Annotated in this window: 21 protein-coding genes; 11 read left to right on the plus strand and 10 right to left on the minus strand. The window is 40.6% G+C overall.

Annotated features, from left to right (window positions below; translation table 11 throughout):
* Nucleotides 1–5: 5 nt before the first annotated feature.
* Nucleotides 6–1,217, plus strand: coding sequence for a proline dehydrogenase family protein (locus T7867_RS10410; protein ID WP_068221322.1), 1,212 nt, complete (start codon nucleotides 6–8; stop codon nucleotides 1,215–1,217).
* 75 nt (nucleotides 1,218–1,292) lie between these two features.
* Here the strand turns inward: T7867_RS10410 and T7867_RS10415 are convergent, their stop codons facing one another.
* Together T7867_RS10415 and T7867_RS10420 are read right to left on the minus strand one after the other, a co-directional pair.
* Nucleotides 1,293–2,393, minus strand: a complete 1,101-nt coding sequence (locus T7867_RS10415) for a M56 family metallopeptidase (protein WP_068221324.1) — start codon at nucleotides 2,391–2,393, stop codon at nucleotides 1,293–1,295.
* The gene (locus tag T7867_RS10420; protein WP_068221325.1) at nucleotides 2,386–2,745 is read right to left on the minus strand and encodes a BlaI/MecI/CopY family transcriptional regulator; all 360 of its coding nucleotides are present in this window, start codon (nucleotides 2,743–2,745) and stop codon (nucleotides 2,386–2,388) included. The genes T7867_RS10415 and T7867_RS10420 overlap by 8 nt, the downstream gene beginning before the upstream one ends.
* 148 nt (nucleotides 2,746–2,893) lie before the next feature.
* Between T7867_RS10420 and lysS the strand changes: the two genes are divergently transcribed.
* Entirely contained in the window at nucleotides 2,894–4,603 is a 1,710-nt protein-coding gene (lysS, locus tag T7867_RS10425) for a lysine--tRNA ligase (protein WP_084375670.1), read from the plus strand.
* 58 nt (nucleotides 4,604–4,661) lie between these two features.
* Here the strand turns inward: lysS and T7867_RS10430 are convergent, their stop codons facing one another.
* Nucleotides 4,662–7,328 carry a putative LPS assembly protein LptD gene (locus tag T7867_RS10430; RefSeq protein ID WP_068221326.1) on the minus strand — a complete coding sequence of 889 codons (2,667 nt, stop codon included), beginning with the start codon at nucleotides 7,326–7,328 and terminating at the stop codon, nucleotides 4,662–4,664.
* Nucleotides 7,329–7,452: 124 nt separating this feature from the next.
* Here T7867_RS10430 and T7867_RS10435 point away from each other — a divergent pair, with 124 nt between their 5' ends.
* The 4 genes from T7867_RS10435 (at nucleotide 7,453) to T7867_RS10450 (ending at nucleotide 11,816) form a co-directional block, all read left to right on the plus strand.
* Complete coding sequence (locus T7867_RS10435) at nucleotides 7,453–8,256, plus strand: N-acetylmuramoyl-L-alanine amidase family protein (RefSeq protein WP_068221391.1); 804 nt, start codon at nucleotides 7,453–7,455, stop codon at nucleotides 8,254–8,256.
* Nucleotides 8,256–9,215, plus strand: coding sequence for an MlaD family protein (locus T7867_RS10440; RefSeq protein WP_068221328.1), 960 nt, complete (start codon nucleotides 8,256–8,258; stop codon nucleotides 9,213–9,215). The genes T7867_RS10435 and T7867_RS10440 overlap by 1 nt, the downstream gene beginning before the upstream one ends.
* A gap of 106 nt (nucleotides 9,216–9,321) precedes the next feature.
* The gene (locus tag T7867_RS10445) at nucleotides 9,322–10,950 is read left to right on the plus strand and encodes an acyl-CoA carboxylase subunit beta (RefSeq protein ID WP_068221329.1); all 1,629 of its coding nucleotides are present in this window, start codon (nucleotides 9,322–9,324) and stop codon (nucleotides 10,948–10,950) included.
* A 2-nt stretch (nucleotides 10,951–10,952) separates the two neighbouring features.
* On the plus strand, nucleotides 10,953–11,816 hold the full coding sequence (locus T7867_RS10450; protein ID WP_068221330.1) for a transglutaminase-like domain-containing protein: 864 nt from the start codon (nucleotides 10,953–10,955) through the stop codon (nucleotides 11,814–11,816).
* Here the strand turns inward: T7867_RS10450 and T7867_RS10455 are convergent.
* Nucleotides 11,810–12,433, minus strand: a complete 624-nt coding sequence (locus tag T7867_RS10455; RefSeq protein WP_068221333.1) for a 4'-phosphopantetheinyl transferase family protein — start codon at nucleotides 12,431–12,433, stop codon at nucleotides 11,810–11,812. The genes T7867_RS10450 and T7867_RS10455 overlap by 7 nt on opposite strands.
* A 64-nt stretch (nucleotides 12,434–12,497) precedes the next feature.
* Here T7867_RS10455 and T7867_RS10460 point away from each other — a divergent pair, with 64 nt between their 5' ends.
* From T7867_RS10460 to T7867_RS10475, 4 genes are all read left to right on the plus strand, one after another.
* Nucleotides 12,498–13,424 carry a WD40 repeat domain-containing protein gene (locus T7867_RS10460; RefSeq protein WP_068221336.1) on the plus strand — a complete coding sequence of 309 codons (927 nt, stop codon included), beginning with the start codon at nucleotides 12,498–12,500 and terminating at the stop codon, nucleotides 13,422–13,424.
* The gene (locus tag T7867_RS10465) at nucleotides 13,421–14,275 is read left to right on the plus strand and encodes a DivIVA domain-containing protein (RefSeq protein ID WP_068221337.1); all 855 of its coding nucleotides are present in this window, start codon (nucleotides 13,421–13,423) and stop codon (nucleotides 14,273–14,275) included. Before T7867_RS10460 ends, T7867_RS10465 begins: the two co-directional genes overlap by 4 nt.
* A gap of 83 nt (nucleotides 14,276–14,358) precedes the next feature.
* Nucleotides 14,359–14,724, plus strand: a complete 366-nt coding sequence (gene folB / locus T7867_RS10470; RefSeq protein ID WP_068221339.1) for a dihydroneopterin aldolase — start codon at nucleotides 14,359–14,361, stop codon at nucleotides 14,722–14,724.
* 150 nt (nucleotides 14,725–14,874) lie between these two features.
* On the plus strand, nucleotides 14,875–16,758 hold the full coding sequence (locus T7867_RS10475) for an IGHMBP2 family helicase (RefSeq protein ID WP_068221341.1): 1,884 nt from the start codon (nucleotides 14,875–14,877) through the stop codon (nucleotides 16,756–16,758).
* An 18-nt stretch (nucleotides 16,759–16,776) separates the two neighbouring features.
* Here T7867_RS10475 and bioB read toward each other — a convergent pair whose 3' ends face one another.
* Nucleotides 16,777–17,880, minus strand: coding sequence for a biotin synthase BioB (bioB, locus tag T7867_RS10480; protein WP_068221393.1), 1,104 nt, complete (start codon nucleotides 17,878–17,880; stop codon nucleotides 16,777–16,779).
* Nucleotides 17,881–17,954: 74 nt separating this feature from the next.
* Here bioB and folK point away from each other — a divergent pair, with 74 nt between their 5' ends.
* On the plus strand, nucleotides 17,955–18,443 hold the full coding sequence (gene folK / locus T7867_RS10485; RefSeq protein WP_068221343.1) for a 2-amino-4-hydroxy-6-hydroxymethyldihydropteridine diphosphokinase: 489 nt from the start codon (nucleotides 17,955–17,957) through the stop codon (nucleotides 18,441–18,443).
* Here the strand turns inward: folK and T7867_RS10490 are convergent.
* From T7867_RS10490 to T7867_RS10510, 5 genes are all read right to left on the minus strand, one after another.
* Nucleotides 18,440–19,297, minus strand: coding sequence for an alpha/beta hydrolase (locus tag T7867_RS10490; RefSeq protein ID WP_068221344.1), 858 nt, complete (start codon nucleotides 19,295–19,297; stop codon nucleotides 18,440–18,442). The two genes, folK and T7867_RS10490, sit on opposite strands and share 4 nt — an antisense overlap.
* Before the next feature lie 189 nt (nucleotides 19,298–19,486).
* Entirely contained in the window at nucleotides 19,487–20,359 is an 873-nt protein-coding gene (gene fabD / locus T7867_RS10495; protein WP_068221346.1) for an ACP S-malonyltransferase, read from the minus strand.
* A 76-nt stretch (nucleotides 20,360–20,435) separates the two neighbouring features.
* Entirely contained in the window at nucleotides 20,436–20,864 is a 429-nt protein-coding gene (locus T7867_RS10500) for a hypothetical protein (protein WP_157717625.1), read from the minus strand.
* Between the two features lie 64 nt (nucleotides 20,865–20,928).
* Nucleotides 20,929–21,330, minus strand: a complete 402-nt coding sequence (locus T7867_RS10505; RefSeq protein ID WP_068221395.1) for a thiol-disulfide oxidoreductase DCC family protein — start codon at nucleotides 21,328–21,330, stop codon at nucleotides 20,929–20,931.
* Nucleotides 21,330–24,203, minus strand: coding sequence for a T9SS type B sorting domain-containing protein (locus T7867_RS10510; RefSeq protein WP_068221350.1), 2,874 nt, complete (start codon nucleotides 24,201–24,203; stop codon nucleotides 21,330–21,332). The genes T7867_RS10505 and T7867_RS10510 overlap by 1 nt, the downstream gene beginning before the upstream one ends.
* Between the last annotated feature and the right edge of the window lie 277 nt (nucleotides 24,204–24,480).

The following is a 24,480-nucleotide window of genomic DNA, read 5'->3' on the forward strand; positions in this document are numbered from 1 at the left end:
CGCCTATGGAGTTAAAGAAGTTTGTCGATTTTGACGAATTAGAAACAGCCTTCAGATCTAAAACCGATGAAGCGCTGAAAAAGCGTCATTTCATTTTCAGTACTATGCAATGGCCATGGCTGGTTAAAATAGGAACCACCATGACTAAGTTTGCGCTAGCCGCTCGGTTGCCAGTTAAAGGGCTTATTAAAAGTACCATCTTTGATATGTTTTGTGGAGGAGAAACCTTAGATGGTTGTCAACGTTCTTCTCACGAGCTAGCGGCTTTTGGTATTGGTGCCATCTTCGATTATTCCGTAGAAGGTGAAAAAACAGAAGAGGGGTTCGATCAAACCACAAACGAACTGTTGAGAACAATTGAAAGGGCAGGAGAGATGGAGTACATCCGCTTTGCCGCTTTTAAGATTACAGGGTTGGCATCGTTCGACCTTTTAGCCAAAATCCATGCTGGTGAAAAGCTAACTCCAGATGAGCAAGCTGCTTATGATCGGGTTTTCGAAAGAGTAGATAAAATCTGTAGGCTGGCCTACGAGAAAGATGTTTCTGTACTGATAGATGCGGAGGAAACGTGGATTCAAAAGCCTGTAGATGAACTGACGCTCAAAATGATGAGTATCTATAACCGAGAAAAAGCGCTCATCTACTATACTTTCCAAATGTATTGCCATAGCATGTTAGATAATCTCAAGAGGCTTCATCAACATGGTAGGGATAATGGTTATCGCTTGGGGGCCAAGTTGGTTAGAGGAGCCTACATGGAAAAGGAGAGAGCGAGAGCTGAAGAAATGGAGTACGAAGATCCTATTCAGCCTAACAAAGAGGCTTCTGATAGAGACTTCGATTTAGCTGTGAGGTACTGTGTGGAACATATCCATGAAATTGGTCTTTTCTCAGGAACCCATAATGAAGCATCAAATTATAAGCTCACGCTCGTGATGGATGAACTGGGCTTACAAAAGAACGACCACCGTATTTTCTTTGGTCAGTTGTATGGCATGAGTGACCATATTTCCTTTAATCTAGCCGATGCTGGTTATAACGTGATTAAATATGTGCCTTACGGGCCACTAAAGGCTACAATTCCTTACTTAATTAGAAGAGCCAACGAAAACACCTCGGTTAAAGGTCAGAGTGGAAGGGAACTGAGCAACGTTAAAAAGGAGCTCTCTAGAAGGAAGTTATTTAAGAAGCAGTTAGGGCATCAGGATAAGTTCTGATAGTTCTAATAACACATAAAAAAAGAAAGGCTGGAAAATATTTTCCAGCCTTTCTTTTTTGAGGAACGATAGGTTCTAGTCCCTCTTAATAATTTCGACAGACACAACTCTGCTTAATGGGATTTCCTCTTCCTCAATAACTGTATTGTCATCCACTCTTTTTTGAATTTGAGGGCTTAAGTATACTTTGACTTTTCCGTTGATCATTTTGGAAGCCACAAGTGAGTCAGTGGGGCTCCAGTACGACCTCGTTACATTCTCCACTATTGGATTTAAGTCTACATCAATTGGAATTTCCGTTTCCTCGAACACAATTTCATTGGTTTCAGGATTTGCCTCTTCAGTACATGCGAGAGCAAAGACCAATGCTCCAAGTACCGGTAATGCGAATAATGGTTTTAAACGTTTCATGATATTTGAGTTTATAGTTTTTATCATTTTCAATCTTTTTTGAATCGGGTGTTGACCGAAGTTGGCGACTAGGCTAGGATTTATTTTGCTCAGTGTTAATTCAAGCAATGATTTTTCATAGGCCCTTGCGTCAGATTTGCTAAGTGCATAATGGTCGGCAATAAATTCATGCTGAAGCTGAGCCGATTTACTATAGAAGTAGCTAAATGGATTGAACCAATAGAAACACTTCAGTAATTCAAAAAATAGTGTGTCTAAAGTGTGTTTTCCATCAATATGAGCAAATTCATGGGCTATGACTTGCTCTCGGAACTTGTGTTGGGAAGCTAAATCCTTGCCAATGTAAATAGTATTCAAGAAGCTGAACGCTTCATTGCCTTCTATTTCGATTATCTCAACATGCTTTCTATTTAGAACGAAGTTTTTGCCTAGCTTTCTTTTAACAAGCAAGAGCTTTACTAAAAGGAGTGCTAAAGAGGTGGTTAGCCCGAGTATGTAGATTAACCCAAATGAAATGCTAATGCCGCCTTTACCATTTGTTGCAATTGAGTCTTCTACTGAAACTGCCTCTTGAATAGGTGGAGTTGAAGGAAACAGGTTCCAGTTCGTTTCAATGTTCAGAAATGGGATAATCAGAGAGATAATAACTGATATTAAAAGGTATGCTCTGTTTATGTTGAGCAGCTTCTCTCTATGCAGAAACACCCAGTAGAACAGGTAGAAAACTGCCAAGCAAATGGACGATTCAATTAGGAAATTACTCATCGTCTTTCAGCTTTTTCATTAAATCCTCAACCTGCTCCATGTTCAGTTTCTTTTCCTGAACCATAAAAGAGAATAGCTTTTCAGCTGATCCTTCAAAGTAATTACTCAATAGTCCATTCATAGACTTTCGGGTATATGCTTTCTTTTCAATTGCCGAAGAGTAGGAGAAGGTGTTGCCTAATTTAGTCCTAGTTACAAAGCCCTTGCTTTCTAATATTTTCAGAAATGTTCCCACAGTGTTGTATGCAGGTTTTGGTTCGGGCATTTTATCTACAATTTCTTTTATGAAGAGCTGATCGTACTCCCATACTATCTGCATTACTTGCTCTTCCGCTTTCGTTAAATCTTTCATAACTCCTAAGTATTTCGGAAATGTCCTAATAATTTCGGACAACTCCTAGAAAACTAGGAATTCTTTTTCACCTGTAAACACAAGAGGTCAATTGTTTAAATGTTTTGGTTGAATGATTAACTTTGCGGCTTCAAAATTTTGATGCGAAATGCAAGTATTGAGCGAACAGGAAATTCAACGAAGACAGGAGAAAGAAGAATTGGAGCAAATGGGGATAAACCCATATCCTTCAAAGACATTTGAGGTAACCGCATTTTCAAAGGAAATAAAGGAAAACTTCGATAAGAATCCTGATCAATACAAAGAGGTGACTTTGGCCGGTAGAATGATGAGCCGTAGAATTATGGGATCAGCTTCTTTTGCCGAAATACAAGACTCACAAGGCCGAATTCAAGTTTACGTTGCTAGAGATGAGGTGAGTCCTGAAGAGGACAAGACTTTATATAACACCGTTTTCAAAAAGATTTTGAGCATCGGTGACTTTATTGGGGTAAAAGGGCATGTTTTTAAGACTAAGGTTGGAGAGATTTCTGTACATGTAACAGAGCTTGTAGTGCTTTCTAAATCACTTAAGCCACTGCCATTACCAAAAACTGATGCAGAAGGTAAGGTGCACGATGCCTTTACTGATCCAGAGCAAAGATACCGTCAGCGCTATGTAGATTTAGTGGTGAATCCGCAGGTGAAAAAGACTTTCGTTCAAAGGACACAATTGGTGAATTCAATGAGAAACTTCTTGGCCGATAAAGGCTACTTAGAAGTGGAAACACCAATTCTTCAGCCACTTTATGGTGGAGCAGCAGCTCGTCCATTCAAGACTCATCACAACACCTTAGATATGACTTTATATCTGAGAATTGCCAACGAACTTTACTTAAAAAGATTGATTGTTGGTGGTTTCGATGGTGTGTTTGAGTTCTCAAAAGATTTTAGAAATGAAGGTATGTCTCGTTTCCATAACCCTGAATTCACTCAGGTAGAGTTGTATGTAGCTTATAAGGACTACAACTGGATGATGGACACTGTGGAGGCTATGATCGAAAAAGTAGCAATGGATCTTCACGGAACCACTAAAGTAAAGGTGGGCGAGAATGAAATCAACTTCCAAAGACCTTGGAAGCGTTTCACTATGTTCGAGGCTATTGAGCACTTTACTGGCGTTGATATTTCCGAAATGGACGAAGACGCGCTAAGGGCAACGGCTAAGGATCTAAAGGTAGATGTAGATGATTCAATGGGTAAAGGAAAACTGATTGATGAAATTTTTGGTGAGCACTGCGAACCTAAGTTGATTCAGCCAACTTTCATTACTGATTACCCAGTAGAAATGTCTCCATTGGCTAAGAAGCACAACACTAAAGAAGGATTAGTGGAGCGTTTTGAGGCCATTTGTAATGGAAAAGAAATCTGTAATGCTTTCTCTGAGTTGAATGATCCTATTGATCAAAGAGCCAGATTCGAAGAGCAACTAGAGCTAGGTAAAAGAGGAGATGATGAAGCCATGGTGCTCGATGAAGACTTCCTTCGCGCTTTAGAGTATGGTATGCCACCTACGGCTGGTTTAGGTGTAGGTATAGACAGGCTTTCCATGATTATGACTAATTCAAACTCTATTCAAGATGTGTTGTTCTTTCCTCAAATGAAGCCAGAGAAAAAAGTTTCTGTGGAGTTGAGTGAAGATGCCAAAGGTGTAATGGAATCTTTGAAGAAAGCTGGTAAAACTGACTTAAACTCATTTAAAGAAAGTACAGGTCTTTCAAATAAGAAGTGGGATAAAGCCATTAAGGAGTTAACTAAAAATGGCTTAGCCAAAGTACAGAAAACTGACGACTCGCTGACGGTGGAGTTTGTTGGATAAAGATTAGTAGAAAAATAAATGAGAGCACATGCTGCAAAGTATGTGCTTTTTTTGTGTCTTAGAATCCTCTATTATTATCAAACTGACTTCTTCTTCGGCTAATTTTTAAGTCTTTTAGTACGGAAGATTTAATTTGAATGTCTATGGTGTAAGATGTGAAAGCACCAAAAGGAATCCAGTTGGCTCTCATTTCCCAACAACCTAAGTCACGATACAGTCCTACTGATGTAGTAGTGAAGTCTTTGGCATCGAAGTCATACCCAGTATTGTAGGTTACCTGCCATTTTGGGGTCAGACCAATTTGTCCGTTGGCTTTTATTGACTTTCTAGTCGTGGTATTTGTTGGTGTCCAGCGATAGCTATAATCCATACTCAACCTAATATTCCAAGGAACACTGATATCCACGTAGGAGTTTTCGTCATAAAAGTACTGCTCCATTTGCCGTACTATGTCGCTTCCTCCATTATTGATTGTGCCAAATTCATTTTCATCACCCATACTGCCTATCATACTGGCATTTTCTCTTGAGAAACCCTGATTGTTTCCTCCGGAGTTGGCAGCCTTTGAGTTTAAGCTAGTGGAAAGCGAGAATCTTGCACTTGTTATTCTGCCGAGCCCTTGTCCAGACCTTATCGCTAGGGCGTCAACTCTTCTTAAGGTTTCAACACCTGTTTCAGAAACTTGAGTTAAGTAAGTGTATGGATCTAATGTAGCGCCTGCGTTAATACTAAGTTTTCTATTAAATAAAGTGGTTCTGGCTGTGATGGCTATGGGAGAAAGATTAAATGAATCGGCTAAGAAGTTATAACTGCCTTGAAAGTTTAAGCTTTCTAGAAGTGCTACTTTTTCTGCCTTGGCTGTGTCGTTCTTTACTTTCATCTCAAATTTATTGCTAACTCCAAAACCAATTGAAGCAGACTCCCCTAAACTTGGTGAGCCAAAGCGAAAGCCATCATACTTTGAAAGAAGTCTATATGTGCCATTTCCTGTTGTATCGGTTTGAACCTCTTGGTAAAAACCATATTTAGGATCACTAAAGTCTGGTCTGTAGCTGAAACTAATATTTGGACTCATGATGTGTCTTATCGCTTCGACTTTACGGCTCTTAGGGAAGTTGAACTTTCCATAGATTTGTGTAGACAGACCTAATGAAGCGCTGTAGGTCATTGCTCTGCTAAAGCCGTTTATGGTATCAATTTTTACTGCATTCTCTTCTTCAAGAAACTCATAGTCTAATTCTTGCAAATACCAGAGTTCTTCTATTTGAAAAGATGGTGAAAAGTTAAAGTGTTCCAGTAAGGTGAAAGAAGTGGATAGCCCCACATTGTGCCTGGCTCCATTTTTAGCATTATCTAAGAGTTCACCAAGCGTATCAAAACCTACAGTAATGGTGTCAATTTCAGTGGCTCTATTGGCAATGTTAAAGCCTGCAGAGCCTGGCCTAACAATATTTGTTATCTGATTTGATGCGTTAAACCTCCAATCAAAGTTTACTCTATTTAAAATGTCTGCCTCAGCATTTTTGAATGGATAAATCCTATTCATGTTTAATGACATTTCTGGTAAGGCTACATCTATTACTCCTGTTTGAACGTTTTGATTATGTCTTGCACTAAAAGAGTAACTAAACGGTGACCTTGGGATAGAACCACTATACTGAATGTTTGACCTAAACTCGGAACGGACGTTGTTAGATAGGTTTGTGGTGTTTAAATTGTTTTGGTTGTAAGTGCTAGTACCTGCATTCACACTAGCAGAGAACCGAGAGTTTCTTCCTCTAGACTCAGGAGTGTGCGACCAACTCACCCAAAAATCTCTAGAGTTCAGTCTATCAGGATCGTACTCGGGTGTAATGTTTTTATTATAAGTAACGTTGAACTGTCCACCGTAGCTATAGCGCTTCCTGTACACAGACCTAATAGTGGTTGCCCAACTACCTTTAGAATAGACGTCAGCAGTTGCAGCAGTATGGATGTAGTCATTCCAAGCAAAATAATATCCCCCTTCTTTCAAGAAAAGCCCTCTTCTTCGCTCATCACCGTATTTAGGGAACAATATGCCAGAAGTAGCTTCTTGTGTATCAGGGAAGTAACCAAAGGGTAGGCCTAGTGGAGTTGGAATATTACCCACGTATAATAGGAAAGGCCCTGTTATGACATTTTTACCCGGGTTGATCTTAATTTTTTTGGCTTTGATGTATGTGCCTGCATCAGGGTCATCTGGGCACGGTATATATTTTCCATCCTTTATATATGCACTTTCATCGGCCTCTCTTTTTACTACACTCCCCCTCAAGAAGCCTTCCTGCTGTTGAGTGGCTACTCCTTTAATATAGGCTTTCTGTGTTTCAAAGTTGTATCTAATCTCTTCAGTGTCAAAGATATCTGAACCGTCTTTGAAAACAGGTCTGCCCAGCCAGACTCCCGTAGAGTCTTGAACTCCTGTGGCGGTTAGCTCATTTTTGTTTCTGTCGATAACAATTCTTTCCGCTGCGAGGTTTATATCACCGTATTCAATTCGGGCTTTTCCATAGAGGTAGGTTTGGTTTGTTAAAAGTTTAGTAATTATGGAGTCGGCAGCGTAGTATTTTATTGTGGTTTGAATTCCATTTACAACAACTTGTAGAGAATCTGACTGTCCAGGAATTGTATCGTTCTCATTGATGCTATTAAGATCGGCACGGTTTTGTCTATCTTCTTGGAGGATCGGACTAGTCTGAGCCATACCTTTGGAGAAGCAAAAAAGAAAAATGAGAAGTAAATATATTTTTCCGTTTGAAAACACGCTGTATTTCGGTTTTTCCGAATTTTTAAGATTTTTGCGTAAAGTTATTTCAATCAGCCGTTTCATGCGCATTAAAGTGAAATTTTATCTGATTCCTTTAGTTCTTTTAACAATCCTTGCCGGTTTGACGACTAATTCTTTCGGGCAAACGCAAAAAAAGAAGTACAAGGTAGTTTTAGATCCTGGCCACGGAGGCAAGGATTCTGGAACCATGGGGGCAAAGCTGAAAGAAAAAGATGTGGTGCTCCCAGTTGCAATAAAGGTAGGGAAGTACCTAAATGAGTATACTGACGACATTGAGGTCATTTTTACGCGTACTAAAGATGAGTATAGCCATCCTGCAGTTAGAGCTACAAAAGCCAATCAGGCAGAAGCAGATTTGTTCGTGTCCATCCACGCAAATGCTATGCCAGCAGGTAATTCCCATGTGTTCGGAACCGAAACTTATGTAATGGGAACTAAAAACGAAGGAAGAAACTTTGAAGTAGCAAAGAGAGAGAACTCCGTAATTATGCTAGAGGCAGATTATAAGGAGAAGTACCAAGGTTTTGATCCTGAGGCACCAGAGGTGAATATTATGTTTGAAATTCAGCAGGAGGCATATCAGGAAAATAGCATTAGATTAGCTCAGAACGTTGAGGAGCAATTCTCTAAAAGGGCAGGTAGAAAGAGTAGAGGTGTAAAACAGTCGAGCCTATGGGTGCTGTGGAACACGGCAATGCCAAGTGTTTTGATAGAAATAGGTTATCTTACCAACCCGAAAGAGGAGAGTGAGTTAGCTACTGAGCAAGTTCAGGACTATATAGCCTCGGCTATTTTTAGGGCAATTAGAGATTATTTTGAATACTTAAAAACCACACAGAACTAGTGGCTAAAGGCAGAGAATTTAAGGTTGGGTTATTTGTGGTCGTAATGGCCGCTGTGTTGTACATAGGTTTTAACTACCTAAGAGGGTTGAACGTATTTTCTCCATTAAACACTTACTACGTGAAATATCAGAACGTAAGTGGGCTTAACAAAGGAGATAGAATTATACTCAACGGCTTAGATGTTGGTAGTGTAGTTGAGCGAAAGTTCTCAAACGATCAGTACAACGAAATCTTGGTTACCATGGCTATCGATAAAACGATCAAACTAACCGATAGTACCTATGCACGGTTAGCCAAGCCAGACTTACTAGGTGGTATAGAAGTTCAGCTTATTCTAAAGCCAGGAGGAACAAGACTCCTAGAAATGGGCGATACACTTAATGGTGAAGTAGACGGAGGTATTACTGAACTACTTACACAAGAAGGTATCTCTGCAGCCAATCAATTAACCTCTTTGGTAAATAAAATCAATGATGTGTTAGATCCTTTTGTGGAAAAAAGTGATACCATCGGTGCTGCTTTGGATAACTTCAAAAAGCTATCTGATGAGCTTATTGTTACCAATAGAGTTGCACAAACAACCATGGAACAGTTTAGACTGCAAATGGAGTATGTAACAGATTCTTTGGTGGTTGCCATGGGAGGAGTAAAGCCACTTTTGGCAGAATATCAGCAATTGGGCGAAAAGCTTAATGCTGTTGATTTCGAAAGTAGACTTGTTAAAATAGATTCTGTACTCACTGGAGCCGAAACATTCATTACTAGGCTTAACTCTAACGATGGTACTTTGGGCAAATTAATGACCAACGACTCTCTTTATAACACCCTTACACAGACTATGGCAGACCTGGATAGTCTGATGATAGACTTGCGTTATAACCCGAAACGCTACATGCATTTCTCTCTTTTCGGCAGAAAAAATCGTCCACCTGCTGACGGTAGAAGCTCAAATAGATAGCAGTTCCAAACAGTCGCTCAAATTTCCGGTTTGAATTCTTAGTGTACGGGTCTATTTTTAGACCTGTAAACTATAATGGAATTGAGTAACTCACAACGGAAATTGAATGGATATAGACTTCAATAAAAATGACGACCAAATGCGTCAGCTCATTTTTCAACTAAACACTAGGTTGAAGAAGGTGAAGCTTGGAGGAGGAGAAAAGAAAATCGAATCTCAGCACAAGAAAGGAAAGCTCACTGCTCGTGAACGGATAGACTACCTGATTGATAACCAAGAAGACTTTTTAGAGGTTGGTGCCTTTGCAGGCGATGGCATGTATTCAGATGTTGGTGGTTGCCCTTCTGGAGGCGTGGTAACGGGTATTGGAACCGTAAGCGGCCGACAGTGTATGATTGTAGCCAATGATGCTACTGTAAAAGCCGGTGCTTGGTTTCCAATTACGGCCAAGAAAAACCTACGAGCGCAAGAAATTGCCATGGAGAACAGGTTGCCAATTATCTATTTGGTAGATAGTGCAGGTGTTTTCTTACCAATGCAGGATGAGATTTTTCCTGATAAAGAACACTTCGGAAGACAGTTTAGAAATAACGCAAAAATGTCTTCTATGGGTATTATTCAGGTGGCTGCTATTATGGGTAGCTGTGTGGCAGGAGGAGCATATTTGCCAATTATGAGCGATGAGGCTGCTATTGTCGATAAAACAGGGTCTATATTTTTAGCGGGTTCTTATCTGGTAAAAGCCGCTATTGGTGAAGATATTGACAATGAAACACTAGGTGGGGCAACAACCCAAAGCGAAATATCAGGAGTCACTGATAATAAGTTTCCAGATGATCAGAGTTGCTTAGACTATATCAAGTCTATTTTCGATAAGATTGGCTCTTTTGAAAAGGCAGGCTTCGATAGAAAAGAGCCTGTAGCCCCAAAGAAAGATGCTAAAGAGATTTACGGTATAATGCCGCAAGATCGCGTGAAGCCTTATGATGTTCGCGATATCATAGCCAGAATTGCAGACAACTCTGAGTTTGAAGAGTATAAAGAAAAGTATGGACAAACCATTGTGTGTGGCTACGCCAGAATAGATGGATGGGCTGTTGGTATTGTAGCTAACCAGCGCGTGGTTGTAAAGTCTAAAAAAGGCGAAATGCAAATGGGAGGAGTTATTTACTCCGACTCAGCAGATAAATCAGCAAGGTTTATTATGAATTGCAACCAGCGAAAGATACCATTGGTCTTCTTGCAAGATGTAAGTGGGTTTATGGTAGGGAGTAGAGCCGAGCATGGAGGAATTATTAAGGATGGTGCTAAAATGGTGAATGCCATGGCCAACTCAGTGGTGCCAAAATTTACCATCATTACAGGTAACTCATTTGGAGCAGGTAACTACGCTATGTGTGGAAAGGCCTATGATCCTAGGTTAATCTACGCTTGGCCAACCGCTCAAATAGCAGTTATGAGTGGAGCTTCTGCTGCGAAAACGCTTTTGCAAATCAAGGTATCTACCTTAAAAGCACAGGGTAAGGAGATTTCTCCAGAAGAAGAGAAATCGCTTTTGGAAGATATTAAGGCTAAGTACGATGAACAAATGAGCCCGTATTATGCCGCATCAAGATTATGGGTCGATGGAATTATTGATCCTCAAGAAACCAGAAAAGTAATATCAAAAGGTATAGAAGCAGCGAATCATGCACCTATTAAAGAGTCTTTTAATGTAGGTGTGATTCAGACTTAAGTATGGAAGAATCGGGTAATTTGAATAACAATGAGCTTAAAGCCTTGGTGTCATTATTAGATGATGATGACATCGAGGTAGTTCAACATGTGGAAGATAGGATAATGGCTTTGGGTACGTATATAATACCGTACTTAGAGTTTGAGTGGGAGAGCAGTTTTAACCCTGTTGTTCAGAAGCGTATAGAAGAACTCGTGCATAGCTTGCAATTTGAGCTCACCAAAGAAAAACTATATGCTTGGAAGGCACAAGGTGGCAAAGATCTGTTAGAGGGTATGTGGCTCATTAGTACCTATCAATATCCTGATTTGGAGTTAGAGCAACTCAGCAAAGAAATTGAGCAAATCTATTATGATGTATGGATGGAATTCAAAAGCGAGTTGCATCCGGTAGATCAAGTGAAGCTGATCAATTCGGTGTTGTTCAATAAGCTCAAGTTTGGAGCTAACACAAAGAATTTTCATTCTCCGGGCAATTCAATGCTCAATGTGGTGCTGCAAACAAAAAAGGGTAATCCAATAGCCCTTTGCGTTATCTACATGTTGGTTGCCCAAAAATTGAACCTGCCTATTTACGGAGTAAATTTGCCGAACCTTTTCGTAATGACTTACAAACAGGGAGATGTTCAATTTTACATCAACGCATTTAATAGGGGGCTAGTTTTTTCAAAAAAGGAGATAGATGAGTACTTAACTAATTTAAGACTCTCTCCAAACGATAAGTACTATGAGCCATGCGAAAATGTGGAAATCGTGGCCAGAGTTTTGAGAAACTTAAGTCATGCACATGAAAAGCTAGGCCACACAGAAAAGGTAGAAGAAGTGGCTGAAATGCTCAGAATAATTGAAGAGAAGGTAGATCAGTAAGCAATTACTGTAACCAAAGGAGTTTCGTTGGGCTGGTAAAGCTTGTATAGCGAAACTCCTTCTTTTTTCTCTATAATTTTACCTTCCCCGAGTTCTCGGTCTAAGTTTTTGGTGATTAACTGTTCAGCAAAGGCTAATTTAGTTCTCCCATGCAGTTTGTACAGGGCCTCTTTGGCAGACCAAACCTGTGTAAGTCTATGAATGTCTTGAGCCACCCATTCTCTCTCTGTAGAATGAATGAATTTGTGAGCAATTTTAACTACCTGATCACGCTCATGCTCAATGTCAATTCCAATGTCACCATCCAAATTAATAGCAGCGGCAGCAAAACCTTTAGCATGAGAAATAGAAAGGCCTATGCTTTCATCGCGTAAATGAGGTTTGCCAAACTGATCTTTGTAAATCTCAAAATCCCCATAAGGCTTAAGTAGTTCTTGTAAAGCGCACCTGGCGGCTAATGACTCTAAACGTCTTGATTCAACTTTAATTTCTGCTAAAGGTTCATCGTCCTTAATGCTCGAGCCCAAAGCGTCAAATAACTCATTTTCACTCTCAGTGATTTCCCAAATGGCAAACTGAATATTTGGTTCGTTTAAACCTTTTTTTATAATAGGCATGTACTTACTGCGAATTTGATTTTGTGCTGCTTAATTTTGCAAGCCCTTTCAATGAGCCAAAGATATGTCTAAAATTCAAGTCACTAAAGTAGATACTATCGCAGGTCATCAAGACTGTGTGTATACCATTGAAAAAGGTCCAAAAGAACATGTTTTTTTCTCTTCCGGAGGTGATGGTGTAATTGCCGAGTGGGATTTGACCAAGCCACAAGAAGGACGAATGCTGGCAAAAGTTCCGAGTTCCGTGTATGCCCTTTGCTATTATCCGAAGCGGAACGCTTTAGTGGTAGGGCAAAACTTCGATGGAATCCACATTATAGATCTTGAAGAGCGCAAAGAGCGTGGATCTATTCAGCTTGGGAATACTCAGATTTTCGATATAAAAGTATTGAACGATAGGGTGTTTTGTTCTCTCGGTAACGGAGAAATCCACATTTTGGACATTACATCGCTAGAAACAATTAAAGTGATAAAAGCCTCAACCGAAAGTGCTAGGTGTATAGCAATTTCTGAAGTAAACAGAGAGTTTGCAGTTGGCTTTAGCGATAACCATATTCGGATTTATAACCTTCACGATTTCAGTGAGAAAAGAGTAATTCCAGCCCATAAAATCTCTGTTTTCACAGTACAATATTCGCCAGATCAACGTTATCTACTCAGTGGCAGTAGAGATGCTCATTTAAAAATTTGGGATGTTGAATCTGATTATAGGCTTAAAGAGTCTATAGTGGCGCATATGTATGCAATTAACCATCTGGTTTTTAGTGCTGATGGCAAACATTTTGTAACTTGTAGCATGGATAAGTCAATAAAGGTCTGGGATGCCGAGACTTTCCATCTGCTAAAAGTCATAGACAAAGCGCGACACGCAGGTCACGGTACTTCAGTCAATAAAGTACTATGGACCAACTTCAACAACCTACTATTGTCGGCAAGTGACGACCGGAGTATTTCAATCTGGGATATCAATTTTAAATTTTCTGAGGAATGAATATTACACCATTAGAAATTAGACAAAAGGAGTTCGAAAAGAACTTCAGAGGCTTTGACAAAGACGAGGTTAAAGCCTTTTTAAACTCTCTTTCCATAGAGTGGGAGAAGCTAAACGATTTAAACAAGGAATTAAAGTTTAAGTTGGAAGCGGCTCATGAAGAAGTGAAGAAGCTGCGCGAAGTAGAAAACTCACTATTCAAAACATTGAAAACGGCAGAAGATACTGGCGCCAACATGATTGAGCAGGCAACCAGAACAGCTGAGCTTCATATGCGTGAAACCGAAATGAAGGCTGATGCATTGATGAGCGAAGCAAAGTCTAGAGCGAAGTCTATCATAGAAGATGCTGAAGATAGAGCTGGCCAGATTGTAGAAGATATGGAAGACGAAATTCGTCAGCTCGAACAGGTTTTCAGAAGCCTCGATGCCAATAAGGCCTCTTTGATGGGAGACTTAAAAATGTTGGCAGAAGATATCCTATCTAAGCTCGGTCGTCACGAAGATTTTCCGGCAGATATTAAACCTCATATAAAGAAGGCCAAAGAATTGGCCAGAGAGGTGAATGAGAATAATGGCCCGGTGGATGTGAATAAAATTATTGCCCACAACGAGAAAAAGGAAGCTGAGGCCAGTATCGATGAAATGGTAGAAGATACTGACGATGAGGATTCAATTGCTATGGTAGAAGATATTGATGAAACTCCTCAAACTACCGAAACCAAAGAAATTAAGCCGGAGCAGCCGAAGCCAGAAGAACCGAAGGCCGAAAAGCCAAAGAAGCAAGAACAAGTAATGGAAGGGGTTTCTGAGAATAAGGAAAAAGGCTCTTTCTTCGATCAGTTCGACTGATTCAATTAACTCACCTCACGCCATAGATGGTGTCATCACCATTGGACGATTGAGGATATTCATTCCAATATTTAAGCGAATCGATGAATAAAGATATCGTTGCACTGGAAGGCATGGAGTTCTATGCCTTTCATGGTTTTTATGAAGAGGAGAGAGAAAAGGGTAATCATTTTGTGGTGGATGTTGCCCTGACTACCTCATTCGAAAAGGCCGCTGAAACAGACGAGCTTTCCGGAACCGTCAACTACGAAGAGCTTCATGCCTTGGTGAAGGCTGAAATGGAAATATCGACCAAACTTTTAGAGCGAGTTGCCGGCAGAATCATTGAAAAGTGCTTCGAGCAGTTTCCAACAGTTACAGAAGTAAAAGTAGCTGTGGCTAAGAAGAACCCACCTATTGATGCTCCTATTGCTCAATCTAAGATTACAATGATCAGGGTGCGTAAGTAGTCAGTGATACCGTCATTCCCGCGTAGGCGGGAATCCCTAAATCTTTTTCAATACCATTGAGATCCACAATCAGGTCGGGGATGACGTTCTATTTACGATTTCGATTCCTGATTTTCAAAACAATCCCCCATCTTGCGGCCTTTCTAAGAAATGACTCCAGCGCAAGCCGAAATATCCAAACTAATCGATCTTCTGAAAATAGAGAAGGACGAAGACTATGCTCAGTATCAGAAAAAGATGCTGAATACTTCTTTAGAAGAACGCAGAAAACAAGGGGTGACCTGGTACCCAGCGGTGAAGGTAAATCACTTCATTAGTACAGGGGAGCGCTGGACCGTAGAGGTAGAACGGACTTCTCATCTCGAACAAAATCATGCTTTCCAGTCGGGAGCAGTGGTGAGCTTGTTTCTTGGTGAAGACGAAAAGGACAGTACTACTCAAGGTGTCATTAGCTTTATTAGAGATAACAAAATGCGAATTGTTATCAATAGTGATGAGCTGCCCGATTGGATTAACGATGGTAAGCTTGGAGTGAATCTGCTCTTCGATGAAGGTAGCTACCGCGAGATGAAAAAGGCACTGAAAGAAGTGCTGAATGCAGAGCATGGCAGACTAGCTGACTTAAGAGAAATCTTCTATGGTGCCAAAGAGCCCTCATTTAAAAATGGTTTTGAGTTCCAATCGGTCAACCTCAATGAAAGCCAGAATAAGGCGCTCACCAATATCTTTAATGCGCAAGATATAGCCATTATTCATGGCCCTCCGGGAACGGGCAAGACTACCACTTTGGTCAATGCCATAAAGGAAGTGGTGAAAAATGAGCGCCAAGTGATGGTTTGTGCTCAAAGCAATGCTGCTGTCGATTTGCTGGTCGAAAAACTAGATAGCCTAGGACTAGATGTTTTACGACTGGGCCACCCGGCCAGACTTACTCCAGAGGTGATTGAGAATAGCTTGGATGTTAAAATCTCTGGTCATGCTTATTTCAAAGAACTTCGAGAAATTAGAAAGCGGTCTGAAGAGTACCGAAGAATGGCAGGTAAATACAAACGCAACTTCGGTCATCATGAACGCATGCAGCGCGACCTGCTGAGAAAGGAAGCTCGAATGCTAAAGGAAGATGCCGATAGAATAGAGCAGCACATTACAGAAGATTTGCTCGATAGAGCACAGGTAATTGCTTGTACTTTGGTTGGTTCAACCCATTCGTTGGTTAATGACAGAATCTTCAAGACAGTCTTTATCGATGAAGCTTCTCAAGCGCTGGAACCAGGTGCCTGGATAGCCATTCGCAAAGCTTATCGCGTAGTAATGGCTGGTGATCATTTACAGTTGCCTCCCACGGTAAAGTCTATCAAGGCGGCTAAAGAAGGGTTAGAGAATACACTCTTTGAGAAAGCAATGAAGATTCCACCTGCTTCTGTTATGCTGGAAACTCAGTACCGCATGCATCCTCAGATTATGCAATTCTCAAGCGATTATTTCTATGAAGGAGGTTTGAAAACTGCTGACTCGGTAATTGAAAGGGAAAGAGAATCGACTGTTGAACACTTTGTGTTTATTGACACTGCCGGAACTGGTTTTTCTGAAAAAGTGAAGAAGCAAACGCTCAGCACTTATAATGAGGAGGAGGCCGCTCTATTAGTGAAGCACCTTGCTGATAACCTTCAAGTAGATATGTCGATCGGAATAATTGCTCCGTATAAAGCTCAAACTGAAGTTCTCAGAGAGCTGATAAAGGACAATGAAGCTTTCGATGAGGTTCGTGATAACATAAGCATCAATTCAGTAGATGCGTTTCAAGGGCAGGAGAGAGATATTATCTATATCAGCCTCACACGTTCCAATGACAAAAATGAGATAGGTTTCCTTAAGGAATATCGCAGGATGAATGTAGCCATGACCCGAGCCAAAACTCAATTAGTAATTATTGGTGACTCTGGAACTCTAGGAAAGGACAACTTTTACAATGCCGTTTTAGACTATGCTCAGAAGGTTGGAGGCTACAGAAGTGCCTTTGAGTTTTTGTATTAGAGAAAAAAAGAAAGGAAGCTATATAGCTTCCTTTCTTTTTTGATTGGCCTTTTTAGTGGCTTCTACGTTCTTTTCAATTCTGTGCTTAGGACGACTCCATTTCACTTTCTCTCCTTCTTCAGGAGTCATTTCATCCATAGGTAATGGCTGAGGTTTGGCTCCTTTTGCATATGGTTTCATAGGGTTGATTCCTAAGATATTGAACAACTCCATGTCCTCATTAACATCAGGATTCGGAGTGGTTAATAGTTTGTCTCCTGCAAAAATAGAACCTGCTCCTGCCAAGAAACAGAAGGCCTGACCTTCTTTGCTCATTTCGGTTCTACCTGCTGAAAGCCTGACGGTGGTAGTAGGAAGTACAATTCTTGTAGTAGCCACCATACGGATCATATCCCAGATCGGTACTACTTGCTGCTCTTCTAAAGGTGTTCCTTCAACCGAAACCAGCGCGTTAATTGGAACTGATTCAGGTTGTGGGCTTAGAGATGATAACGCTACCAGCATGCCGGCTCTATCTTCAATAGATTCTCCCATTCCAATGATTCCGCCACTACACACCGTTACGTTCGTCTTGCGAACATTTTTCAGGGTCTCAAGTCTGTCTTCCCAACCACGAGTAGAGATTATCTCTTTATAATATTCTTCCGATGAATCTAGGTTATGGTTATAGGCATAAAGTCCTGCTTCTGCCAAACGCTGAGCTTGATTTTCTGTTAACATCCCTAGCGTACAACATACTTCCATATCTAGCGAGTTGATGGTGCGAACCATGTCCAACACTTGATCGAACTCTGGGCCGTCTTCCACATTTCTCCAAGCGGCTCCCATACAAACTCTAGATGAGCCTGAAGATTTTGCTCGTAGGGCCTGCGCCTTCACTTGTTGAACAGTCATCAAGTCATTGGTCTCAATGTCTGTATGATAACGCGCTGCTTGCGGACAGTACCCGCAGTCTTCTGGGCAACCTCCAGTCTTAATGGAGAGCAAAGTACTTACCTGTACTTCATTGGGGTTGTGATATTTTCTGTGAATCGATGCTGCTTCATAGACCAAGTCTAGCAATGGTCTATTATAGATTTCAAGAATCTCCTCTTTCGTCCAGTCGTGTCTTAGTTCACTCATGTATTCTTGCTTATGAAGTGGCAAAATACTTAGGTAGCCCTTCAACTCCAATAACAAAGCCTATATTTGCAGCCATGTCTGGAATTTATCTTTTACTAGGATCCAATATTGGACGAAGATTGAAGAATCTCGATCGAGCTAAAGAATTGATAGTCAGTAATGGTATAACCATAAAGAAGGAGTCTCAGATATACGAGACCGCAGCTTGGGGGAATGAAGATCAAGAGGCGTTCTTAAATCAAGTAATTGAGATAGAAACTAAGAAATCTCCTCAGCGTCTGCTTCAGATCACTCAGCTTATAGAAAATGAAATGGGTAGGGTTCGTTACGAGAAGTGGGGTAAACGACTCATTGATATAGATATTCTTTACTTCAATGATCTGATTTTTCAAGAGAACGACTTGAGTTTGCCTCACCCAGGGATTGCAGACAGAAGGTTTACATTAGTACCCTTGGTAGAAATTGCTTCAGAAATGGTGCATCCGGTTCTGGAGAAAACTCAAGCTGAACTTCTTAGTGTTTGTGAAGATCAGCTAGAGGTTTCCGTGTTTGATCAATACTAGTACTGGTGAAAAGCGTCTGAAACAAATTTGAGCACAACAGGTAGAGATTCTCTCCAATAGGTCCACGTGTGCCCTCCTTGTCTAACTCGGTACTCATGCTGTATATCTTTTTTGCGCATGGCGATATGTACAAGGCTATTGCCCTCATAAAGAAAGTCATCATCTCCGCAGTCTATGAACCATCTAACAGAGCTTAGTTCTTTTACATCTCCTTCTTCAATTAATGAAAGGGCGTTGTGTCTTTTGAAATAGGTCTCTATTTCGGCATCAGATGCCTCAAGGTTCATGCGTTGCACCTGTTGTTTGTATTGTTCTAGCGAAAGAGGACCTATGTACGCACTCAATGGTGCTGCTGAAGAAAACAAATCTGGTCTGTGCATAGCGTACATAAATGTGCCACCGCCTCCCATAGAAAGACCAGATATGGCTCTAAACCTTTTCTCTTTTTTTATGCGATAAGTGTCTTCTACATAAGGCATTAATTCTTCGAAGAAGAAATCTTCGTATCTCCACTCGCTTTTTGGAATATTGAAGTAGCCTCGCTGGCCTGTATTGGCATCGGGCATTACAATGATCATTGGGGTGGCGGAACCATCTTTAATGGCTTGGTCAGTAATTCTAAGTACCTCTCCAAATTGTACCCAACCTGTTTGATCGTCTCCTGCTCCATGAAGTAAATACAGGACTGGATAGCTTCTCTCGGAAGTCTCATAGTCAGGAGGAAGGTAGATGGCAAATTTCCTATCCATCTTCAATATCTCGCTTTTTAAGGAGAGGTTGTCGTAGACTTTGCCAGTTTGAGCTGATAAGCTGATAGCCGTTAGAAATAGGATTAATATGAAGCGCGTTTTCATAAAAGTGATCGTGGTTTAATTAGAAAATTCCAGAAAAGACACTTCAATCACAATAGACATGTTATGAATGGTAGGGTTTTAGGTATTGGTTTTTTAGATGATAGAGTGATTGGAAGAGAAAAGATTTTTTTGAAAATAAAAAGCCCGATTCATAAGAATCAGGCCTATAATATTATTCGGAAGGTGATTTTAGATGCTACTTACTTCAGCTGCTCTGTGAATTTTCTTCACTAAGCCTTGTAGTACCTTGCCTGGGCCAGATTCCACAAACTGAGTTGCACCATCGGCCACCATAGCCTGAACCGATTGAGTCCATCGTACTGGAGCCGTTAATTGAATTTTCAAGTTTTCCTTGATCTCGTTGATGTCAGTAGAGGCTTTGGCAGTCACATTTTGATAAATAGGACAAATGCCTTGGCTGAATACTGTTGAGTCGATTGCTTTTTCTAGTTCTTCCCTTGCAGGCTCCATAAGTGGAGAGTGGAATGCTCCACCAACGGGTAGGGGGAGGGCTCTCTTCGCTCCAGCTTCTTTAGCAGCAGCGCAAGCTAATTCAATACCTTTATGTGAACCTGAAATAACCAGTTGTCCAGGGCAGTTATAATTGGCTGCAACAACTACTTCATCAATGTCAGAGCATATTTTTTCTACAACAGCATCTTCCAAACCTAGAATAGCCGCCATAGTAGAAGGGTTGGTTTCGCAAGCTTTTTGCATGGCTAAAGCTCTCTGCGAGACTAATTTTAATCCGTCTTCAAATGATAGCACGCCACTGGCTACAAGGGCAGAAAACTCTCCAAGAGAATGACCAGCTACCATGTCTGGCTTAAAATCATCAGAAATCTTGGCTAGTATCACAGAATGGAGAAATATGGCAGGTTGGGTCACCTTAGTTTGCTTCAACTCTTCATCAGTTCCATCGAACATGATGTCAGTGATTCTGAATCCTAAAATTTCGTTGGCTACTTCCAGCAGTCTCTTTGCTTCTTCGGAAGACTCGTAAAGGTCTTTCGCCATTCCTGGAAATTGTGCTCCCTGACCTGGGAAAACATATGCTTTCATAAATGAGATATCATTTGGTATTAATAAAAAAGCGATCGCCATCACGATCTCTTTGCTTAAAATGTTCGTGTTAATATTAAATACAAGGAGCAAGTTGACTTGGGCCTATGCATTTTGCAGAACCCATATCAGGGTTCCAAGTTTGTGTATCAAGTGGCGCTACGGTGACATACCAATTGGAGGAATTAACAGAAAAATTACCACCGGCTATTGTGAATGTTCCGCATGATGCATCTCTTGCGTAACCAAGAAGAGATGAGGAAACATTGAATATTTCTACAACCTGATAAGCAGAATTATTTGGACAGATATTACCTATTGCCCTTGCTCTAAAATTATAACCTGAACCAGATGAAATTGTACTCGGGTCTACCAAATTACCACTTGAATCATACATTAGTAATTCAAATGAGGGCGATGTATTTCCAAAAGAGTCATTTTCAATAACTTTTGAGGTTGTTGGAATTGTCATAAACGAAATGAGAATTACAAATAGAGTTTTCATATGCGATTATTTTCTTTTTAAATAAACATATGCATTAATAGGTTAAGATTTTCAATAAATCAAATTATTTTATTTTGAAGCGAGCCTGTAAATTTGATGAAGGCATTCTGCAGCTGTCTCTTTTTCCCCACCACTTGTAGCGGTTTTTGGCTATAATGTTATAAATTCCATGTCTAATAAACGGGGGAATAATGATGAAGACGTATAGGAGTGGATACAGTCCTGAAAGCTTCTTGGCAATTCTTAAGGCAGCCGAGCTTTTCTTGTAAACTTTGTCTCCAGACAATAGCACCAAGCTATCGAACTCTTCTTGGTCAAATCCTAACTCTTCAAGTTTCTTTTGGCCGAATTCAGATTGCAATGCCGCAAACTTGAAGTGCCCCTTGGGGTCGTGATCGATGATGAAATTGACGGAACTGTTGCACAAGTTACAGACCCCGTCAAATAGTAAAATATCTTTCTCCACTATCTTATCAGCTTTACCCAATTCTTAAACTCTTGTGTTTCTTTTCTCTTGTCAAGTACATCAAAAGTAACAGTAGCTGTATAATAATAGGTTCCACTAGGTAGCTGAACTCCGTTAGAATCTAAGCCATTCCAGTCGATAAAGAAGTTAGGCTCGGTAGTGTCTGTAGTAGAGTAGCTGAAAATTTCTTTTCCTCCCCATCTGTCGAATACTTTGAAAGCAACCGACTCCACAAACCTCGGACATTTGCCGTTGGGTTGATCAAATGCTCTGAACGTATCATTAATACCATCATCATTTGGAGTGAAAGTGTTTGGTAACTCATAATAAGGACAATTGTCGAAGCAAATAGCTGAACTCAATTCGCTTTCGTTATTGCTCCTATCTACTGCAGACACCTTGTAACAGCCTTTTAACGAGGCTAGTCCAGTATGTTGGAAGGAGGTTTGTTGACTAGTTCCCACCAAACTATAATCAGCTTCCGCACCAGTTGGAGAGAAGTATATATTATACCTAGCGATATCATCATCTATATCATCAGAAGTCCAAGTAATGGTGTTGCTAAAGTTAGCAAAGCTACAGGGTTCGAACTGAAGTCTCTCACAGTTTTCATTTTCCAACACAACCAAAGGTCCATCTGGCCCTTCAATCTCTTCAGTTGGTTTTTCTGGGTCTACTTCAATAACAGGCTTTTCAGGTGCAACCTCATCGTTAGGTTGAACACATAGAATTTGTGAATTATTAATTAAAGGTGAAGGGATTTTTGGGTTTCCATAGCCACCTCTGGTTGTAATGAAGTAACAGTACTCCCTATCGTCTAGCAGTTCTATACCATTAAAAGAGCCATCATCGTAATACTTTAATCCGTCTGCTGTGACCAGTGCACTATCAATTAGGACAAAGTTACTTTCGTCTTCAGCTGCAGCATCAGTTCTGTTCCTATAGATTAGATGATAAGGGGCGCTTTGGATTTGTAATGACCAAGGGACATCTGCAGACCATGAAAGGTCAACAGCTTTAACTCTGCCTAGTGCTTCTAGTCTAACAGAAGATGCAGTGGCAGAACTGTCTATCAGATTGTCGCCAGCATCGTAAAATCTAACCTGATAATTGTATGGCTGATCCATTGTGTTCAAGCCAGTGTCGTTAAAAACTGTATCGGTAGTAGTGGTAAGTAAAGTCCTTCCACTTGTTCCATTAAAACCATTGTACCTTACTAATTCATAAGTATAAGGTGGGGGAAATAAGGTTTGGTCGATCTCAAGAGGAGAGGTCCACTTCACGAAAATCTCACCATTGGTATCACTAGTTTCTTCTACAGATACATTTGTTATAGCTGGCACATCTAGCGGAATAAGAACGCAAACCTCGGAAGATGCATAGCTGGTTCCTCCAGAAGGCAATGGAAATTCTGCTACAATTCTGTAGCAATAGTTTACTCCTGGTCTAAGGTCGTTATCATCGGTAAAAGAAGTTTGGCCAATGGCAACGTCATCTACCAATTCGTATCCAGAGTTAGCAGGGATTCCAACATTACAATTCTCAGGGGTGAAATCGTAGCTTTCCACTCTTCTGTAAATCTCCATTTTTGGATTCAGGTTGGCGGCCACATAGTTGTCCCAATTGAGTTCGATGGATTGACCTGTTAGTATGTTAGCTGTTAACCCTGTAGGTGCTGGAGCCACAACCTTAATGTTCCATCTTTGAAAATCAGTAAGTTTAGGTGCATCAGGATCATTAGGTTGATCAGTCACTTTAAATTGTACTTCAAAGGGTCTAGACTGAATGTGTGAGAAGTTCGTTTGCCATCTGAATAAGTGTTCAGATGGTTCAGGTCTAAAGTCGCGAGTATCGTCTAGGCCAGGCAGATTCAAGAATTCGGCTTGAGATGTATTAACCTGAAATGGTCCTCCAAAAGCCTCTACTAATACATCATTGCCATCAGGGTCGGTAGCTCGAATTAATGCTTCTAATTGCGTACCAGCTTCAATACATGTGTCGTTTGGTATTTCTAAAAGGGGGCGTTCATTATCGCAATCTTCTACAATGATTTGCATATCTCTAGTCACATAACCCAAAAGCTCATAACGACCAGTAAACGAGGAAAAACGCCATTCTTCAACAATGAATGCAACATTGTATTCTCCGGCAAACATAGGGGCGTTCCAAATCAAATCTCCTGTTTCAGGGTCAATACTAAATTGAGCCGGACTACCTCCTCCTTCACTGATTGTAGAAATTGAGGGATCATCTAGAGGCAAATAAGGAACTACTTCAGTGCCTCTATCTTGTAGTGGGGTTACTAGTTTATATGCTAAGCTGTCACCGTCTGGGTCGTAAGCACCTGGGTTATGAATGAATTTAGCTCCAATGCAAGCCCTATCTATAGGAGGAATGGTTAGTTGTGGTGTGCCATTTACATCTAACCCTGGGTCAATTCGGATTACCGTCTCAATGTGGAATGGGATGTTGTCTGAAGAAGCACCTCCAAGGTTCACAATATTGGCATTCCTGTTTTGTTCTGTGTAACTAACTACATAAACCCCAGGGCCATCGAAAGTGTGTTCCCATTCAATAACCACTTTTGAGGTTTGGTTGCCTATATTGGTTTCTGAGAAAGAGCCACTCACAGAGGCGGCCTCTAATTCTGGCTTTCCTTCCAAAATTCTTCCTTGACCAAAATTCAAAAGCCCGCCTTCTCCAACAATTACTCCAGACTCTGTATCTCTATATATTACGAGTGTAAAACGATACCTAAGACTAGATTGAGAAATTCGAACCGCAGTCAGTTCTCCTGCTCTTATGTGGGTTGCCCAAGCCTCAATGGCTGCAAACGATAGAAGGATAGTTAGAAGTAGAAGTTTTCGCAGCATAATGTCAATAGCCCTTTTGCTAAACGCAATTAAGTCTCTAAGTTATATCTTCAAACAGAAAAATCACGCTAAGGTTACCAATATCACACCTGAGATAATAAATAACCTACCTTTAAGACACTGTGAGCATTTTTCTAGTTGGGCTTAGATTTCTAAATAATTACCAGTATTGCCCAAACAAACTTTTAAAACAGGCTGTTCGTCTGGCATGGAGCTTATTTAGAATAGTTCCAAGCTAAATTGCTTTTGTTTGCAAAGGTTTGAACAGTAATTTTGA

Source organism: Roseivirga spongicola (assembly GCF_034376045.1).
In the GTDB taxonomy this organism is placed as follows: Bacteria; Bacteroidota; Bacteroidia; order Cytophagales; family Cyclobacteriaceae; genus Roseivirga; species Roseivirga spongicola.